The following is a 16,848-nucleotide window of genomic DNA, read 5'->3' on the forward strand; positions in this document are numbered from 1 at the left end:
TTAAAGAAATCTGATAAATTATCTCATTATCAAATTGGCACATTCTCTAATTTAACTCTTTTGTTTGTAAGCGCTTATTGTGCTGTATTTTTCGATTTTATATCTTTTTTCGATTAATGAAAAAACGGTATTTCTGAAAATAAAACCTAAAACCCCGGCTCCGGCAACTAATAATAATCCGATGGTTTTGTTTCCTAAATAAAGTCCGAGTCCGTATAATGCTAACGGCAATAATAATTTTGGCAACGTCAATAACATCGCGCTGGCGTTAAAGGCTTTTTTATCTCCAAAAGCGCCTCCTGCAGAACTCAAATCTATTGGCGTTTTTGTAAATGCTCCGCCCAAAAGCACTAAATGTGAATTAACACCGATGTTATAAACTGCTCCAACAACAATCGTTAAATAAACTTCCCAGCCGTAAAAAAGATAAAACGAAGCTAAAATCGTAGAAATAAAAGTAGCGATAACAACCAGCCACCATTTTGAAGTAATATATCCGCGATACGGAATATTTTGTGTCATCATTAATTGATAATACGAACTATCCCAGCTTGGTACAAATTGTCCGAAAACGAATAAAAATCCGCCGGAAACAAATATTCCCGCAAAAATATGCATTACAGCAGGTTGATGTGTATTTCCGAAAAAAATCAGTCCGTAAAACAAAAACAAGAAACTCATTATAATCGTCGTTTTTGATCTTTTGTTTCTCTTAATCAGTTTGATGTCATTTTTGAGAAAAGTTCCTAAAGTTCCAAATTGGTTCAGCCACGAAAGATTTTCAGTCGAAGCAATATCTTCTTTTTTAGAAAGTCCAGCATCTAAAAATAAATTGTTTTTGAAAAATTTAAATGTAAACTGATACAAACCAATTAACACTAAAACAGGAATCAAAAACATTCCTTTTGTGTTGTAAAGTCCTTGAAAAAAAGGTGTTGAGTAAATTGTAACATCAAATAATTTATAATATTGAGCCATTCCTAAAGCAACAATTACTGCAAGAAAAACAACAAATAATTTGTCGATATTACTTAAAATAATATTTAGGAAATTATTGATATATATTAAGGAGAAAATCGCCAAAAGCCAGAAGATGATTCCCACAACATCATATCCTTCTATTAATAGTACGATAGAAAACGGAATGAAAAAAAGTGCATGAACCCAATTGAAAAAAGATAATGCCGTTTTTCCTAACGAAAAATGAACAATAGTTGGTTTCTTAAATGGTAAAACCAATAATGGCTTAATATTTAATACCGGAATAGCCTGCATTAATAATCGAATAACTAAATCGAACAAAAAGTAATAAATTAAAAATTTGTTAATGGTAATTAATGGTTCAAGATGCATTTCTTTAAGGATATAAAATGCTCCAACTCCTGCTCCAATAAAAATTATCGAAAAATAAATCATGAAAAAACCTATGATGATTTTCATTGCCAAATTTGCGCCAAACGATGCAGATCTGGTAAAGGCTTTCCATTCGAGATAAATAAACTTTTTAATCATGGTTAATTGGTTTTGAGTTTTGTAGTAAGAGACCAAATGTAGCAAAACGTTACAAAAAAAGTTAAAAAAATAATTTCGTGCCTGTCATTTAACCTTCAATTGCTACTTTTGCATAAAATATACAATCATGCCTTCATTCTTAAAACTTATAATTAAAGAGGTAAAACGTGAAACAAGCGATGCCGTTTCTATACTTTTTAATGTTCCCGAAGAACTAAAACCGGACTATAAATTTATAGCCGGGCAATACATAAATCTAAAATTAACTCTTGATAATCAAGAACTTCGCCGTGCTTATTCTATTTGTTCTGCACCAGAAAGCGGTGAATTGCGAATTGCAGTAAAAGCGGTAAAAAACGGATTGTTCTCTCAATTTGCAAATACCAGATTAAAAGCAGGTGATGTTCTTGAAGTAGGTCATCCGGAAGGAAAATTTACTTTTGAGCCAGACGCTGAAAGACAAAAAAATTACGCAGCTTTTGTTGCAGGAAGCGGAATTACGCCTGTACTTTCTATCATAAAATCTGTTTTGAAAAGTGAGCCAAAAAGTTCATTTGTATTGGTTTACGGAAACAGAACTCCGGAAGAAACTATCTTTCACCAGGAATTACATGATTTGCAATTGCAATATGTGGGTCGTTTTTTCGTGCATTATGTATTTAGTCAGGCTAAAGCCGAAAACGCATTGTTTGGAAGAATCGAGAAATCAGCTGTGAATTTTGTTTTGAATAACAAACACAAAGAATTACAGTTTGATAAATTCTACTTGTGTGGTCCGGAAGAAATGATCAACATTGTTTCGAATATTTTGAAGGAGAAAAACGTAAAAGAATCAGCTATAAAGTTTGAACTTTTTACTTCTTCATCTCAAGAACATGAAATAAAAACTTCGTTAGAAGGACATACAAAAATTACGGTTTTGGTTGACGATGATGAAGTTTCATTCGAAATGTCTCAAAAACAAACCATTCTTGATGCAGCTCTAAAACAAGGAATCGATGCTCCGTATTCTTGTCAGGGCGGAATTTGCAGCAGCTGTTTAGCGCGTGTAACTGCCGGAACTGCCGAAATGACGAAAAATTCAATTTTAACAGATAAAGAAATCGCTTCAGGTTTAATCTTAACATGTCAGGCACATCCAACATCAGAATCTATTTATGTAGATTATGATGATGTTTAGATAATTGAAAATTCCAATCCCGAGGCTTCGGGATAAATTCCAAATTCCAATTTTTATACTGGGATTTGGAATTTTTTTATGTTCTGAATTTACTTTCTTATTATTGTTTTTTTTTCGAAAGTAAAATTCGAAGAAAAAATACTACTAAATAATTAGTAAAAAAACACATAATAAATTATGTATTTTTTAAAAAATGTGCTAAAAATTTACTATATTGGTACTTTAATAAAAGCCGATATTCTTTATTTTAAAGATTAATTGTAAAGCTTATCTATTTGTCAACGTTTATAACACTAAATATTATGGCAATGCATCACTACCTTCGTCTCTCTTTTATCTTTCTTTTTGTAGTAACATCTTTTTTTTGTATCTATTTTATAATTAAAAAAAGAAGAAATAGAAAAGCTCCTAAACTAATTTCAAACGAAAAGTATAGTTCATCAACAATTGGAGGAATGACAGAAATATCAGTTTCCAATGATAGTTTTTTTAATATTTGGCCTTATGTAAATGAATTAAAAGCGGCTAAAATTTTATCTAAAAAAATTAAAGAATCTGAATTGGTACACAAAGTTTATAGAAATTCAACTGAAGATTTTGAACATATTTTACTAGCAACTGAAAAAGAAAATCACTTTGTTAAAGTGGTCGTTGATAGAAACAAAAAGAAACCAATGGGGTATCTTTTTCTTGAATTATAAAAAATTAAATTCCAATAAAAAAAATTCCAAATTCCAACTTTTACAATTGGGATTTGGATTTTTTTTATATCAACATTCCTATTTTTTGAATTTGGAATTTTTTATTTGAATTTAAACTAAACTCTGAATTTTGTCAATTATTTCTTTTGGAGAAATCGTTCTCATCGCATCTTCATAACCTTCAACCATTTTATTTCCGTAAACAGATGTTGGCAGTTTTGGATATTGATTTCTGTCTGAAGTTAAAGCATTTTCTAAACTTTGATTGAATGGTAAAAACCCTGCATACGGATGCGTTGCGCCCCATAGCGTCACGACTTTAACGCCTAACATGGCTGCAATATGTGCGTTGCCCGAATCCATAGAAAGCATGACATCAAGGTTGCTAATCAATTGTAATTCTTGCTGAAATTTGATTTTTCCAGCCATATTGATTACATTTTCAAATGGTTTTGAAAGTGAATCCAGAATTTCAATTTCTTTTTTTCCTCCGCCAAAAAGTAATATTTTGTTTGATTGATTTTCTGCTAAAGTTGAGATAACTTCAGTCATTAAATCTATCGGGTAAACTTTAGAATCGTATTGTGCAAAAGGAGCGATTCCGATAAGTTTTTGATTTTTATCTCCGATAATTTCTAAAAGATCTGAACTCAATTTTGCTTTTTCCGGAAATGCTGGCTTAGATAAATCTATAGGAAAACCAAGTTCTTCAAACACTTTTACATGTCTTGAAAACATAGTTGGCAATTGCCTGAAAATTTTATTTTCGACACGTGTTAATTCTTTTTTGCCTTCACGTCCTTTATCAACCGTGGCTCTTTTTCCGCTTAAAGCGAAAAGTAAGCTCACAATCTTGGATCTCAAAACATTGTGAAGATCTGCAAAAGCATCAATTTTGAGTTTTTTAACATCCTGAAATAATCTCAAAAGTCCGGCAAAACCTTTGTGTCGTTCTTTTTCATCAAAAGCAAAAAAATCAAGATTCGGAATTCCATCAAAAAAAGGTTTAAAAAACGGACGTGAAATTACCGTCAATTTTACCTCCGGATATTGTTTTACAAATGCACGTAAAACAGGAACCGTCATGGCGACATCTCCCATTGCGGAAAGTCTCATGACGGCTATATGCTTAATTTTATTGGACAATTGTGCCAATTATTTCTTATTTTGGTATAATACAGGATTTAATTCATCGTCATTGTACATCTTCATTTGTTTGTACACTTTCATGAATTTATCTCCATTTTCAATGTCCGCTAATAAATCATCAATTGCTGTAGAAAGATCGCTTCTTTGCTCTAAAAGGATGTTTAATTTTTCCTGACATTTATCTCTGTGTTCTTGTGAAGCTTCTGCACGAGTCGCTTCTTCGTTCATATGATAAATTTTTAAGGCTAAAATCGACAATCTGTCAAAAGCCCAAGCCGGACTTTCAGAGTTGATTTTTGCACCATCTTTTACTTTTACATCGCTGTATTTTTGCAAAAAGTAGCTGTCAATATATTCAACCATATCAGTACGTTCCTGATTTGATGCGTCGATTCTTCTTTTTAAAGTCAAAGCCGCTACCGGATCAATTTGCGGATCACGAATGATATCTTCAAAATGCCATTGAACAGTGTCAATCCAATTTTTCAAATACAACAGATGTTCAAATTTATCTTTTGGATAAGGATTGCTTACAGGTTGGTCAACATTATCAAATTGATGATAATCTTTGATGCTTTGTTCGAAAACAGAATATGCTAATTTTGAAAACATGTCTTTATTTGTTAGAGTTTACAAAGATACTTTTTATACTTTTATCGTGCGAATAAAACGAATAATTTTTCGTTATCGTATTGTAACCATTGATAATTCTAAAATTTTATTATGAAAATCCATTATATCTCTGAAAAAAATAGCGTTTTGAACCACTTTTTAAGTCAAATCAGGAATATTAACGTTCAGAACGACAGCATGCGTTTTCGAAGAAATATTGAACGAATTGGTGAAATTATGGCGTATGAACTGAGTAAGGAATTGGTCTATAAAAATGTAGATATTCAAACTCCGCTTGGCACGAAAAAGACAACCGAAATAGAAAGCGATTTGGTTTTATGTTCCATTTTAAGAGCCGGATTACCGCTTCATAATGGTTTTCTGAATTATTTTGATCATGCCGAAAATAGTTTTGTTTCGGCTTGCAGGCATCATCCTAATAATGATCATGAATTTGAAATTCTAGTTGAATATCAGGCGCTTTCGAACATAAACAACAAAACGGTTTTACTTCTTGACCCTATGCTGGCCACCGGACAATCGATTGTAGCGGTTCATGAAAAACTGGTTCAGAATGCAACTCCAAGCGAAATTCATATTGTTGTCGTTATTGCCGCTCCGGAAGGTGTTGCTTATCTTGAAAAAAATCTTCCTGACAACTGTCATTTATGGATTGCTTCTTTAGACGAGAAATTAAATGATAAAAACTACATTATTCCAGGACTTGGCGATGCAGGGGATCTTGCTTATGGCAGTAAATTATAATTGAGCGAAAAATAGAAATAAACTACACAAAATAAGTACGTAAAATACAATTTCGTTATTAAGTTTTTGCTGCACATATTCAACATGACTTGATGCCATAATCGCTAATGGTGTAATACTAAAAAGCAGTATATCATTGCTTTTGTTAGGCGAAATAATATAAACTGCAGCTGCAATAAAAAAACAGGCAACAATTTTTTTATAAGATGTGTGCACTATTTGTGCCCTGTTTGACAAAGTTGTTACCATCGAAACAACAAAAAATAATGCAACAGATACATATATAGAGAGTGCTCCGTTTTCGTAATTGTTTTTGAAATAATCGATGTTAAAATCGACTACAGCTCGTTTTTCAAAAAATGCAATTGCATCGATATGAAAGATTAAAGACACCAATAAAAAAACCATTGCAACGGCAAGAAGCGCTATAAATGGCAAAACCCAGTTTCTATAATCTCTTGAAACGTGAAAAACAATTGATATAAAAACCAGAATAATAAAAAGAATACACCAAAACTGAAATAAAGAAGCTACAAAAATCCAAAAAGCCGCATCAAATATTTTTTCTTTTGAAGCTTTTAAGGATTGTAATGAAATTAATCTTCGGAGTGCCAGCAACAGAAAAAAGTTGGCATATATTACATTGGGATTATTGAATATCGTGGGGAAAAATAATATAAACAATAAGAAAAAAAGTATCGTGTAACCGTTGTCTTTACTGAGTCCGTTCTTTTTTACAATAAAATTAATCATAAAAAAAGAGCCTAGTAAAAAGAGCAGTAAACTTATTTTTTGAAACTCCAGAAAATAAGAATTCATCCAGGACGGATCCTGAATTTCAAACAGAAAAAAGAAAACCAGTATTAAAATTACAACCAATGAATAATTTAATGGCGTAGATTTTTTAAAAACACTTGTTATCATAAGGATATTTTATACTTTTGTGATTGTAAATATAATACTTGTTTAAAAGGAAAAACCAACAAGTTGAAAAAAGATTCTATTATTTGGATTTTAACTTCAATGCGTTACACAACAATAAATAACATATAATTTTATAAATTATGACAGCTTTTTTTGAAGGAATACAATACTTATTCGTTAACATTTTATTTGCTCCTCTTGATTTTTTACGTCATTTAGAACGTATTACATGGTTTGGTGCAAACACAATTAACTGGATTTTTATGATCATCTGTGCATGCGCAATCGTTTATTGGATTAAACAATTACGCATTTTTGATGCTGCAGGAACAGAAAACCAAGATACAACGGCTCACTCTTTTTTAAAGTAAGTCGAAGCCAATATCTTTTCTAAAATACATCTTATCAAAATTTAGTTTATCTATATTTTGGTAAGATTTTTTTATGGCCTGCTGGAAATCATCTCCATATGATGTTACAGTCAATACACGTCCTCCATTACTAACGACATTTTTGCCATCTAATTTTGTCCCGGCATGAAAAACTATCGAATCTGTAATATTTTCTAATCCTGTAATTACTTTTCCTTTTTCAAAATCTTCAGGATATCCGCCGGAAACTACCATAATTGTGGTCGCACTTCTTGGATCAACTTCTAAATCGAAAGAATCTAATTCCTGATTTGCAACTGAAAGGAACAATTCAACTAAATCCGATTTTAATCTTGGCACCACAACTTCTGTTTCAGGATCACCCATTCTCACGTTGTATTCAATAACAATTGGTTCGTTTTTTACATTGATCAAACCAATAAATACAAAACCTTTGTATTCGATTCCGTCTTTCTGGAAACCTTCGATTGTTGGTTTTACGATTCTTGTTTCGATTTTTTCCATCAAAACAGCATCGACATAAGGAACCGGAGAAACTGCTCCCATTCCGCCTGTATTTAATCCTGTATCACCTTCGCCAATACGTTTGTAATCTTTTGCCGTTGGAAGAATTTTATAGCTTTTTCCGTCAGTCAAAACAAAACAGCTTAATTCGATTCCGTCCAAAAATTCTTCGATAACCACTTTAGAACTTGCTGCTCCAAATTTTTGGTGAACCAACATGTTTCTCAATTCCGTTTTAGCTTCTTCTAGATCCTGAATAATCAAAACTCCTTTTCCTGCAGCCAATCCATCCGCTTTTAAAACATATGGAGGTTGTAAAGTTTCAAGAAATGCACATCCGTTTTCAACCGTTTCGGCAGTAAAACTATCGTAAGCAGCTGTTGGAATGTTGTGTTTCATCAGGAATTCTTTAGCAAATTCCTTACTTCCTTCTAATTGAGCCCCCAATTTTGATGGCCCAATAACCGGAATATGTTGTAAACTTTCGTCATTTTTAAAATAATCGTAAATCCCTTTAACCAAAGGATCTTCCGGCCCAACGACAACCATTTTTACGTTTTCCTGCAATACGAATGTTTTTATCGCTTCAAAATCAGTTGGAGACATTGCCACATTTGTAGCAATTGCAGCTGTTCCCGCATTTCCTGGTGCAACAAAAAGTTTTTCGCAAAGCGGACTCTGAATCATTTTCCACGCAAAAGCATGTTCTCTTCCGCCTGATCCCAATAGTAAAATTGTCATGTTATAGTTGTATTTAGTTGTGGTGCAAAAATAATTGCTTTTGTACGTAAAAAATAATTAAATCTTAAAAAGTTCGTGATTCTTCTCTGTTAGTAATTGGATAGTATTATTTTTGACGAAAATTTTCCTCAAAATGCTTTCACTTTTTGATCTTACATTACAGTTAAATGGTTTTCCGATAAAGAAAGCCAAAGCCGAATTAGATTCAATCGTGAATTTATCTGAAGAAGAATATGTTGTTTTTCTTCAGAATAAAAAAGAAGAAATTGTCGCTTTTCATTTAGAAAATAACCCTTTCTACGCAGCATTAGTCGGGAATAAAACAGATTTGAAATGGGAAAACTTACCTATTTTGAACAAACAAAATCTACAAAAACCACTTGAAGAAAGGCTTTCAAAAGGATATACTTTAAAGAATGTTTACCTCAACAAAACATCAGGATCCAGCGGAACGCCTTTTGTTTTTGCGAAAGATAAATATGCTCATGCTTTAACTTGGGCTTCGAATATTATGCGTTTTGGCTGGTTCGGGATTGATTTTAATCATTCGTACCAAGCACGTTTTTATGGCATTCCGATGGATTTTATTGGATATCAAAAAGAACGTTTTAAAGATTTTTTGAGTCATCGTTTTCGGTTTCCGGTTTTCGATTTATCAGATGAAGTTTTGGAGAAATTCTTGAAGAAATTCAAATCGAAAAAATTCGATTACCTCAACGGTTATACTAGTTCGATCGTTTTATTTGCTAAATATTTAGAACAGAAAAATATTATTTTAAATGAAATTTGTCCCACTTTAAAAGCTTGTTTTGTTACTTCAGAAATGCTTTTTGAATCAGATAAAAAACTCTTAGAAAAACAATTTGGAATTCCGATTATCAATGAATACGGAGCTTCAGAATTGGATTTAATTGCTTTTGAAAACCCAAAAGGCGAATGGCAAGTAAATGCTGAAACGCTTTTTGTCGAAATTTTAGATGAAAATAATCAAGTTCTCCCTTACGGGGAAGAAGGCCGAATTGTGATTACTTCTTTATTTAATAAGGCGAATCCTTTTATAAGATATGAAATCGGCGATATTGGAATTTTAGACAAAAAAAGCACGCCTCAAAAACCGATTCTTAAAAAACTTATTGGCAGAACCAATGACATTGCGATTTTACCAAGCGGAAAAAAATCGCCCGGATTGACTTTTTATTATGTGACCAAAAGCATCATTGAAGATGACGGAAATGTAAAAGAATTTATCATCAAACAGACACAATTAGATACCTTTGAAATTGAATATGTTTCTGAAATAGCATTAGTCTCAGATCAAATTCAGAAAATTGAAGAAGCAATTGCATTATATCTTGAACCCAATTTAAACTTCACTTTTACCAGAAAAACAGTTTTAGAAAGAACCAATCGCGGAAAATTAAAACAGTTTAAATCGTATTTGTAAATATAAATAAAATGTTCAAGGTCACAAATTGTGACCTTAGAGAATTAAATTTCTAAACTTGAAGTCGCAAATTGCGACTTCAAGTTTTCAAGAAGATGTTGTGTTTGAACTGAATAAATCAGATTTGAAAATTGGAGGTTACAAATTGTGACCTCCAATTCTGAACGAAATTCTTTAAGGTCGCAAATTGCGACCTTAAAGAATACTAAACTTTCTTTATATATCTTGGTTTTATAACCAACTGAGTAAACAAAAACCGAATCATCAGCAAAACAGAGCTCACGAAATTAAAACCGTGAAAATCTCTGTAAACACCAAAGTTGTGTTTGATTAATTTAAATTTTGAAGACGAAATAGAATCTTTTCTAATTCTGTAAAAAGCTAACGGTTCCGGAACAGGTTTGGTAACCTGAATTTGCTTTAAAATAGTAAGCCACAATCGCCAGTCTTGTCTTTTTTGAGTGGCTTCAATTACAATTTTTCCGAAATAATCAGCATCGTAAATAGCAGTTAAATTGCCAACATAATTGCAAAAAAACAATTGGTTATACGTTAAATTTAATGGAGCTTCAACTCGCCTGTTTAAATTGTTTCCTTGTTCGTCTATACAATCATAAAAACTAAAAGTAAAGGGCAAATTATTCTCTTTTAAAAACTGAATTTGCTTTTCTAACTTCATCGGAAACCACAAATCATCAGCATCTAAATAAGCAATGTATTTTCCGGTGGCTTTTTCTAAAGCTACATTTCGCGCAAAACCATTTCCTGAATTTTTTGGTAATTGAAACAGTTTTATTCTGTTATCTTTTTCAGCAAAATCATTTATTATTTTAACCGTTTCATCCGTCGAAGCATCATCAACCAAAATCATTTCCCAGTTTTTATAACTCTGATCCTGAACTGATTCTAAAGTTTTTCTAATGAACTTCTCAGCATTATAAGTTGGCGTTATAATCGAAACTAATTCACTCATTAACGCTCTGGATTATTTTATATAACTTGAAAAATCTTTATGCTCTTCTTTTGAAAGTTCTTCTTTTGAAAGTGATCTGAAATAATCATAGGTGATTTTCATTCCTTCTGAACGACTCACTTTTGCTTCCCAGCCTAATAATTCTTTAGCTTTTGTAGTGTCTGGCTGACGTTGTAAAGGATCATTTATTGGTAACGGATGATACACCACTTTTTGATTCGTTCCTGTCAGTTTAATAATCTCCTCAGCAAAATCTTTAATGGTGATTTCGTCCGGATTTCCAATATTTACCGGATATACATAATCTGAATGTAATAATCTAAAAATACCTTCCACCTGATCGTCTACATAACAAAAAGAACGCGTTTGCATTCCATCTCCAAAAATCGTTAAATCTTCTCCGCGCAAAGCCTGACCAATAAAAGCCGGAATTACACGCCCGTCATTTAAGCGCATTCTTGGACCGTATGTATTAAAAATACGAACGATTCTGGTTTCTACAGCATGAAAAGTATGATAGGCCATTGTAATGGATTCCTGAAAACGTTTGGCTTCATCATAAACGCCACGTGGGCCAATTGTATTTACATTTCCGTAATATTCTTCGGTTTGAGGATGAACCAATGGATCTCCGTATACTTCAGATGTTGAAGCAATCAAAATCCTCGCTTTTTTTACTCGCGCTAAACCTAATAAATTATGCGTTCCAAGAGATCCAACTTTTAAGGTTTGAATCGGGATTTTTAAATAATCTATAGGGCTTGCCGGAGAAGCAAAATGCAAAATATAATCTAAATCACCAGGAACATGAACAAACTTGGTAATGTCATGATGATAAAATTCGAAATTTTCTAACTTGAATAAATGCTCAATATTTTTAAGATCTCCGGTAATCAGATTGTCCATTCCAATAACAAAATAACCTTCTTTAATGAATCGGTCACATAAATGTGATCCTAAAAATCCTGCTGCTCCGGTAATAAGTATTCTTTTCATAGTTGGTTCTTTATTCTGCACAAATGTAAGCGATTTGAAAATTATAGAAACTATTATAAAAAACAAAACTGCCTAAAATTAGGCAGTTTTTAAACTATTTTAATTCATTTATTGTTTTATGAATTTAATTGCTTCATTATAATTATCCCCTTTTACCTTCGCTATGTAATTACCTACAGGTAAATTTGATAAATTGATTTCAATAATTGATTTCTCTGTAATTACTTGGTATACTAACTGTCCCGTACTATTATAAATATCACAACTAATTGGTTTATCATTTTCTCTTCCTAAATGTATGGTAAAAACACCTGAGTTTGGATTTGGATACAGTAATACTTTTGATTTCGACTTATCAAAATTTTCATCTTCTCTCTCACTTAAATAATCACGCATAATATCTGATTCATCATTGCTTTTTTTAGATGTTACAATTGAATTGCAAAGACTGAAATTATCCGAAATTTTTAATTTAATTTTTGAACCTCTGGATATTGATGTACCTGGTTTTAGAACAATTTTTGTGTTTGCTACAAACTCTTTTTCTACATAATTAAATGCAATTGGAATAGATTCTCCTATTGTTATTTTTTCAGCTGAAGTAGTATAATTATCCGGTACCAAACTTATCTTTTTATTGTAAAAATCTGAATTGTTAATAAACGTTTGATCATAGCCTTCCCTACTAAGAATATCTGACATATTATAAATTTGAATCAAAGATTCTCCATATCCATAAAACAACAAATTACCAAATACTTCAAAATCGTCTGGCTCTCCTGTGGAATTTGCACAAGTTATCTTTTTACTTCCCTTTTTTTGCCAATTAGGAAAACTAGTTGTACCAGAATTTGAGTTATAAAATAAACTCATAGGTTGGAATTTTGTATTGTCAACAAATAAAAACTGATCATTAAACACTTGTAATTTAACATCTTGATATATAGCATCAGTACTACTAATTAATGCTTGTTTATTATAAGAACTTTGGAATGGGTTTGAACTATTTGGAGTTATTCTATATGAATATAAATACAATATGTCATGTAAAGATCCCTAAGGTCCTGTTTGAGCACTTGTTAATATATGAATAAAATCTTTAGACATTTCAATATCAAGTGTACCTTCTCCAGCAGGCATTCCGGTAGGTTGTATTGCATTTCCAAAAGTCCACATATTATTACTGTTTAATTCCAGCATAACAAAACCAGTTCCATTATATCTGGATACTAAAATTTCTGGTGGATCATAAGATCCTATAAACGTACCCGAATTAAAATTTACAATTCCTTTTTTAAAATTTCCGGATTGTAAAAGTTTTCCATAACTAGGCATACTAAATCCAGAGACTGCAATATTTTGATGAAAAACATATGCACCATTATCGTTTTTATAATACACTCTGAACATATTATTACCACTAGCAACTCTTTCTAAGATAAATAAAAACCTACCGATTGTATAGGTACTACTTCCAACTTCACTTGCTGGTGTAATGTTAGGAATTTGTTGTACTATACCCCATTTATCATTTGATTCATTTAAACGACATATATAAACTTCATCTCTTATACTTGAACTTATAACTATTTCATTTCCATTTAATAGTAAACCGAAATCAGTTGTTTGTTGAGTATTATTAAGTTGTATATCAATCATTTGATGCAATGCATATTTACAACCTTCGCGTTTATAAATAACAAGAGAATTTGCAATAGAACCCACTGGTTTTGGAGTTGCAACATCGTAATATGCTGTGGTATTATATATTGTGACTAACCATTTATCATTGACTTCTAGTCTTTGACCAAATTTTACTGATGCACCAACAAATTGCGATAAGTCCTGATAAACAGTTGGTTTAATTATTTTTTGAACCGGTAAAGTAGCATCTTCACTACATCCTCCGCCTCCGCCTCCCATAGCAAAATTTTTGCATGAAATAAGATCCATTATCATACCTTGATTATAAATCGATGGTCTGTAATAGGATAATATACTTTTCATTCTTCTTTTCTGTCCTTCTGTGAATTTTGTTTGGCAATATAGCCTTGATGAATTTTGATAGTCCATAATATTTTGAACTACATTTGTTGTCTGCCCATTGCATTTATATCCCAAGCAATTTCCTGGTGCAATGTTTATAATCCCGTTTTCCGGGACTAAATCTGTATCACAAAGCATATCTCCCTCGAGATCACAAGGAGTATTAGCTCTCACAGCACAACTCTTTTCATCAGGATTACTAAAAACATGATAAAGTCCTAACCAATGGCCTGCTTCATGTACCATAGTACTTCCATTAGAACCTGCTGCTATATTAATTCCAACATCTAGATAATCCAAAACAACACCATTTAAAGCAATACCGTCTTTAACTGTATCTTCTTCCCAGGGCAAGGAAGAGTATCCCCCTATAGTATCAGCAAAAGAATACAATATATCAGCTGTCCAAACATTTAAATAAAAATTTTTAGGAAAACCCGATGCAATATGCTTTTTTATTTCAATGTCATTGTCAGAGTCCAGATAAGTTCTGCCTTTATATTCAAAAAAGACATTGTACGATGGTTTTCCAAAAAAACGATTAACACCTGTTGTAGCTTGCCCTACTGTATTTTGTTTTGCAAGGCAAAATCTAATTCTAGTATCTACACCACCATATTTTCCACTATAGTATTCATTCAATATATTAATTTGTTCTTCAATCTTATTCATTGATATATTTCTCCCTGTTCCTACAGGTTCGCCATTATGAACCACATTAAAAACTACTGGGATTACGATTATTTCTTCTCCAATTATTTCCTGCGTAGCAGATAATTTTTTTGTTTCATTTGTTTCATTGTTTTTAAAACTGGCTATAATATTTCTAACCCTTTGCTCTAATTGAGGGTCTTTATTTTTATTTTCTTGAAAATACTCATCTGTCAAACACTTTTGTGAATAACAGAAAGTACTTATCAACAGAAAAATAATCAGGCTTATATACTTTTTCATATTAGTTAATTATTATATTTTTTTAGTGTAGTACCACTTTCATAGGCAGTTAAACTCATATTACCATTCTCTAGTAGAATTCCTAAAACAATCGTACGTTCTCCGGTTTCGATTTTTAATTCTCTACAATAATTCTGTAATTCATACTGCGCTGATGTGGTTCCTATATTTAGCACACCGTCTTCAGTAAAAATCCAGATTTGTTGTTCGGGTTCAGGTTCAGGTTCAATTATTTTTCCTATTGGTTTTTTTATATTTAATGAATTGTATGAATCTACAACTTCCCATTTTCCAATAATTTCTTTAAGGCATGCATTATTGCTTCCGGAGGCATATTGAAATTCTGCACAACTATAAAAACATATCAAAATCAGAAATATGAAGGTTACTTTAAAGTGTTTCATAATTATTTGATTTTTTTTAAGCGAATACCATATGACCCTATACTATAGTTTGAACTTCTGAATAAATGCAATGTGTCTTTAGTCTGTCTTATCACAAAAGAAGGAGAATCGGTTCCAACAATTAATTTTGAACAATCATCTTCTATTCTAAAAGTCATTATTTCATTGTCTTTTATAAGTGTTCCGTCTTCGTTAAAAATCCATATTTTAGGTTTAAGCTTTTGTTCCCCATTTTCAAGATCGAGGTCTTCACTAAAACTTTCCCATTTTCCATAAATTTCTTTACAATTTTGAATACTATACGTTTGGCTTTGTCTTCTTGCCGCATATTGAAATTCGGCACAATTACTAAAGCTTAATAAAATCAGAAACAAGAACAATACTCTAAGTTTTTTCATAATTATTTGATTTTTTTTAGAATAAGAATAAATGGGTCAGAAGATAGATAGTCGTTATTTGATCTTATAAACAGTGAATCTTTTCTTAATTCTACAGAAGTATATGTTGACTCATTATTAATAAATAATTTTGAGCAACTTTGTTCTAATTTATATGAAAGTGTGAATCCATCAACAGTAAGTGTTCCATTGATATCAAAGTTGTATATCTGTTTCTTTTTCTTTGGAGAAGTTTGTGAGTAAGCGTTACAAGCTTCCCATTCACCATAGATTTTAGGGCAAAAATCACTTGTTTTGTTTTCTTTTTCATAGGCGCTTTGATAAGCATATTGAAATTCTGCACAACTATAAAAACATACCAAAATTAGAAATAAGAATATTCGTTTAAGATTTTTCATCTGTAATTACAACTTCAATTATTGCTTGTTTACTTTCATTTCTAAAGCTTCAATTTTTTTATTTTGTTCAATTATATAAAGCGTTAACTCTTCTATTTTTTGCAACAAAATGTTACTCATTTCTCCTAACTGTAATCCTTTTTCCTTAATTTCCCGTGCAGAAGGAACGTTTGGCAGATGGTTATTTTCTTTAGTATAATTTTCGATTTCAGCTAATGTTGGCATTACATAATCTGATTTTAAAGAAGAAGTACCTGTATAATATTTCTCAAAAACATAATCAGCAGGGATAAGTAAATCAACTGTAACTTCTTCAGCATGAATTTTTCCTTTTACAGTAAGTTTTTCGTCTGGATTTAAAGAGCCAATACCAACATTTCCTCCATCGCTAATTCTCATTTTTTCACTTCCATTTGTATAAAAATTTATACCGTAAAAACCAGAATGAGAGATAATAGGATGCCCAGATAAATTTCGAGTAGATGACATTCCATAATGGGCAATAACTCCTGTTGAATTTGTAAAATTATCTTTTGTGTCAAAACCAATTCTTTGATTTATCCAATTACTGGAAATATCACCAATTACTTCAAGTTTCGCTGAAGGGTTATTTATACCTATACCAACATTACTTGTTGTGCTTGAATTTGTTGTAGCATTTGTTATACCATATGGAGTATAAATTTGTGCAAAACACATACCTGAGATAAAGAAAGCAACTAATAAGAATAATTTTTTCATAATAATTATATTTA

At 31.5% G+C, this 16,848-nt stretch carries 18 protein-coding genes; 5 read left to right on the forward strand and 13 right to left on the reverse strand.

Going from position 1 to position 16,848, the window contains the following annotated elements; translation table 11 throughout:
* Positions 1–51: 51 nt before the first annotated feature.
* A complete protein-coding gene (locus tag ACZ0AH_RS00385; protein ID WP_463473921.1) occupies positions 52–1,512 on the reverse strand; it encodes a DUF5687 family protein in 1,461 nt (486 codons plus the stop codon).
* A gap of 127 nt (positions 1,513–1,639) precedes the next feature.
* Between ACZ0AH_RS00385 and ACZ0AH_RS00390 the strand changes: the two genes are divergently transcribed.
* Positions 1,640–2,692, forward strand: a complete 1,053-nt coding sequence (locus ACZ0AH_RS00390; RefSeq protein ID WP_463473922.1) for a 2Fe-2S iron-sulfur cluster-binding protein — start codon at positions 1,640–1,642, stop codon at positions 2,690–2,692.
* A 302-nt stretch (positions 2,693–2,994) separates the two neighbouring features.
* Entirely contained in the window at positions 2,995–3,393 is a 399-nt protein-coding gene (locus ACZ0AH_RS00395) for a hypothetical protein (RefSeq protein ID WP_463473923.1), read from the forward strand.
* 111 nt (positions 3,394–3,504) lie between these two features.
* Here ACZ0AH_RS00395 and ACZ0AH_RS00400 read toward each other — a convergent pair whose 3' ends face one another.
* Positions 3,505–4,509 carry a glycosyltransferase family 9 protein gene (locus ACZ0AH_RS00400; RefSeq protein WP_463473924.1) on the reverse strand — a complete coding sequence of 335 codons (1,005 nt, stop codon included), beginning with the start codon at positions 4,507–4,509 and terminating at the stop codon, positions 3,505–3,507.
* Between the two features lie 39 nt (positions 4,510–4,548).
* Positions 4,549–5,154, reverse strand: a complete 606-nt coding sequence (locus tag ACZ0AH_RS00405; RefSeq protein ID WP_463473925.1) for a DUF4254 domain-containing protein — start codon at positions 5,152–5,154, stop codon at positions 4,549–4,551.
* 111 nt (positions 5,155–5,265) lie between these two features.
* Here ACZ0AH_RS00405 and upp point away from each other — a divergent pair, with 111 nt between their 5' ends.
* Positions 5,266–5,919 carry a uracil phosphoribosyltransferase gene (gene upp / locus ACZ0AH_RS00410; protein ID WP_463473926.1) on the forward strand — a complete coding sequence of 218 codons (654 nt, stop codon included), beginning with the start codon at positions 5,266–5,268 and terminating at the stop codon, positions 5,917–5,919.
* Here upp and ACZ0AH_RS00415 read toward each other — a convergent pair.
* On the reverse strand, positions 5,914–6,843 hold the full coding sequence (locus tag ACZ0AH_RS00415) for a DUF6427 family protein (RefSeq protein WP_463473927.1): 930 nt from the start codon (positions 6,841–6,843) through the stop codon (positions 5,914–5,916). The two genes, upp and ACZ0AH_RS00415, sit on opposite strands and share 6 nt — an antisense overlap.
* 140 nt (positions 6,844–6,983) lie before the next feature.
* Here ACZ0AH_RS00415 and ACZ0AH_RS00420 point away from each other — a divergent pair, with 140 nt between their 5' ends.
* On the forward strand, positions 6,984–7,214 hold the full coding sequence (locus tag ACZ0AH_RS00420; RefSeq protein ID WP_395331012.1) for a DUF6341 family protein: 231 nt from the start codon (positions 6,984–6,986) through the stop codon (positions 7,212–7,214).
* Here ACZ0AH_RS00420 and purD read toward each other — a convergent pair.
* On the reverse strand, positions 7,206–8,480 hold the full coding sequence (gene purD / locus ACZ0AH_RS00425; protein ID WP_463473928.1) for a phosphoribosylamine--glycine ligase: 1,275 nt from the start codon (positions 8,478–8,480) through the stop codon (positions 7,206–7,208). The genes ACZ0AH_RS00420 and purD overlap by 9 nt on opposite strands.
* A gap of 133 nt (positions 8,481–8,613) precedes the next feature.
* Here purD and ACZ0AH_RS00430 point away from each other — a divergent pair, with 133 nt between their 5' ends.
* The gene (locus ACZ0AH_RS00430) at positions 8,614–9,924 is read left to right on the forward strand and encodes a phenylacetate--CoA ligase family protein (protein WP_463473929.1); all 1,311 of its coding nucleotides are present in this window, start codon (positions 8,614–8,616) and stop codon (positions 9,922–9,924) included.
* A gap of 205 nt (positions 9,925–10,129) precedes the next feature.
* Here the strand turns inward: ACZ0AH_RS00430 and ACZ0AH_RS00435 are convergent, their stop codons facing one another.
* The 8 genes from ACZ0AH_RS00435 to ACZ0AH_RS00470 all read right to left on the reverse strand — a co-directional run bounded on the left by ACZ0AH_RS00435 (position 10,130) and on the right by ACZ0AH_RS00470 (position 16,834).
* Positions 10,130–10,897, reverse strand: a complete 768-nt coding sequence (locus tag ACZ0AH_RS00435) for a glycosyltransferase family 2 protein (protein ID WP_463473930.1) — start codon at positions 10,895–10,897, stop codon at positions 10,130–10,132.
* A gap of 12 nt (positions 10,898–10,909) precedes the next feature.
* Complete coding sequence (locus tag ACZ0AH_RS00440; RefSeq protein WP_463473931.1) at positions 10,910–11,893, reverse strand: UDP-glucuronic acid decarboxylase family protein; 984 nt, start codon at positions 11,891–11,893, stop codon at positions 10,910–10,912.
* Positions 11,894–12,001: 108 nt separating this feature from the next.
* Complete coding sequence (locus tag ACZ0AH_RS00445; protein ID WP_463473932.1) at positions 12,002–12,766, reverse strand: T9SS type A sorting domain-containing protein; 765 nt, start codon at positions 12,764–12,766, stop codon at positions 12,002–12,004.
* A gap of 183 nt (positions 12,767–12,949) precedes the next feature.
* Positions 12,950–14,893 carry a M43 family zinc metalloprotease gene (locus tag ACZ0AH_RS00450; protein ID WP_463473933.1) on the reverse strand — a complete coding sequence of 648 codons (1,944 nt, stop codon included), beginning with the start codon at positions 14,891–14,893 and terminating at the stop codon, positions 12,950–12,952.
* Between the two features lie 5 nt (positions 14,894–14,898).
* A complete protein-coding gene (locus ACZ0AH_RS00455) occupies positions 14,899–15,297 on the reverse strand; it encodes a hypothetical protein (protein ID WP_463473934.1) in 399 nt (132 codons plus the stop codon).
* Between the two features lie 2 nt (positions 15,298–15,299).
* Entirely contained in the window at positions 15,300–15,695 is a 396-nt protein-coding gene (locus tag ACZ0AH_RS00460) for a hypothetical protein (protein WP_463473935.1), read from the reverse strand.
* 2 nt (positions 15,696–15,697) lie between these two features.
* Complete coding sequence (locus ACZ0AH_RS00465) at positions 15,698–16,093, reverse strand: hypothetical protein (protein WP_463473936.1); 396 nt, start codon at positions 16,091–16,093, stop codon at positions 15,698–15,700.
* An 18-nt stretch (positions 16,094–16,111) separates the two neighbouring features.
* Positions 16,112–16,834 carry a hypothetical protein gene (locus ACZ0AH_RS00470; RefSeq protein ID WP_463473937.1) on the reverse strand — a complete coding sequence of 241 codons (723 nt, stop codon included), beginning with the start codon at positions 16,832–16,834 and terminating at the stop codon, positions 16,112–16,114.
* Between the last annotated feature and the right edge of the window lie 14 nt (positions 16,835–16,848).

This window comes from Flavobacterium sp. AC105, from assembly GCF_979258495.1.

Bases quoted from the DNA above. Each gene is read 5' to 3' on its own strand.
- ACZ0AH_RS00385 (WP_463473921.1), bottom strand. From the start codon at position 1,512: ATGATTAAAAAGTTTATTTATCTCGAATGGAAAGCCTTTACCAGATCT.
- ACZ0AH_RS00390 (WP_463473922.1), top strand. From the start codon at position 1,640: ATGCCTTCATTCTTAAAACTTATAATTAAAGAGGTAAAACGTGAAACA.
- ACZ0AH_RS00395 (WP_463473923.1), top strand. From the start codon at position 2,995: ATGGCAATGCATCACTACCTTCGTCTCTCTTTTATCTTTCTTTTTGTA.
- ACZ0AH_RS00400 (WP_463473924.1), bottom strand. From the start codon at position 4,509: ATGAGACTTTCCGCAATGGGAGATGTCGCCATGACGGTTCCTGTTTTA.
- ACZ0AH_RS00405 (WP_463473925.1), bottom strand. From the start codon at position 5,154: ATGTTTTCAAAATTAGCATATTCTGTTTTCGAACAAAGCATCAAAGAT.
- upp (WP_463473926.1), top strand. From the start codon at position 5,266: ATGAAAATCCATTATATCTCTGAAAAAAATAGCGTTTTGAACCACTTT.
- ACZ0AH_RS00415 (WP_463473927.1), bottom strand. From the start codon at position 6,843: ATGATAACAAGTGTTTTTAAAAAATCTACGCCATTAAATTATTCATTG.
- ACZ0AH_RS00420 (WP_395331012.1), top strand. From the start codon at position 6,984: ATGACAGCTTTTTTTGAAGGAATACAATACTTATTCGTTAACATTTTA.
- purD (WP_463473928.1), bottom strand. From the start codon at position 8,480: ATGACAATTTTACTATTGGGATCAGGCGGAAGAGAACATGCTTTTGCG.
- ACZ0AH_RS00430 (WP_463473929.1), top strand. From the start codon at position 8,614: ATGCTTTCACTTTTTGATCTTACATTACAGTTAAATGGTTTTCCGATA.
- ACZ0AH_RS00435 (WP_463473930.1), bottom strand. From the start codon at position 10,897: ATGAGTGAATTAGTTTCGATTATAACGCCAACTTATAATGCTGAGAAG.
- ACZ0AH_RS00440 (WP_463473931.1), bottom strand. From the start codon at position 11,893: ATGAAAAGAATACTTATTACCGGAGCAGCAGGATTTTTAGGATCACAT.
- ACZ0AH_RS00445 (WP_463473932.1), bottom strand. From the start codon at position 12,766: ATGAGTTTATTTTATAACTCAAATTCTGGTACAACTAGTTTTCCTAAT.
- ACZ0AH_RS00450 (WP_463473933.1), bottom strand. From the start codon at position 14,893: ATGAAAAAGTATATAAGCCTGATTATTTTTCTGTTGATAAGTACTTTC.
- ACZ0AH_RS00455 (WP_463473934.1), bottom strand. From the start codon at position 15,297: ATGAAACACTTTAAAGTAACCTTCATATTTCTGATTTTGATATGTTTT.
- ACZ0AH_RS00460 (WP_463473935.1), bottom strand. From the start codon at position 15,695: ATGAAAAAACTTAGAGTATTGTTCTTGTTTCTGATTTTATTAAGCTTT.
- ACZ0AH_RS00465 (WP_463473936.1), bottom strand. From the start codon at position 16,093: ATGAAAAATCTTAAACGAATATTCTTATTTCTAATTTTGGTATGTTTT.
- ACZ0AH_RS00470 (WP_463473937.1), bottom strand. From the start codon at position 16,834: ATGAAAAAATTATTCTTATTAGTTGCTTTCTTTATCTCAGGTATGTGT.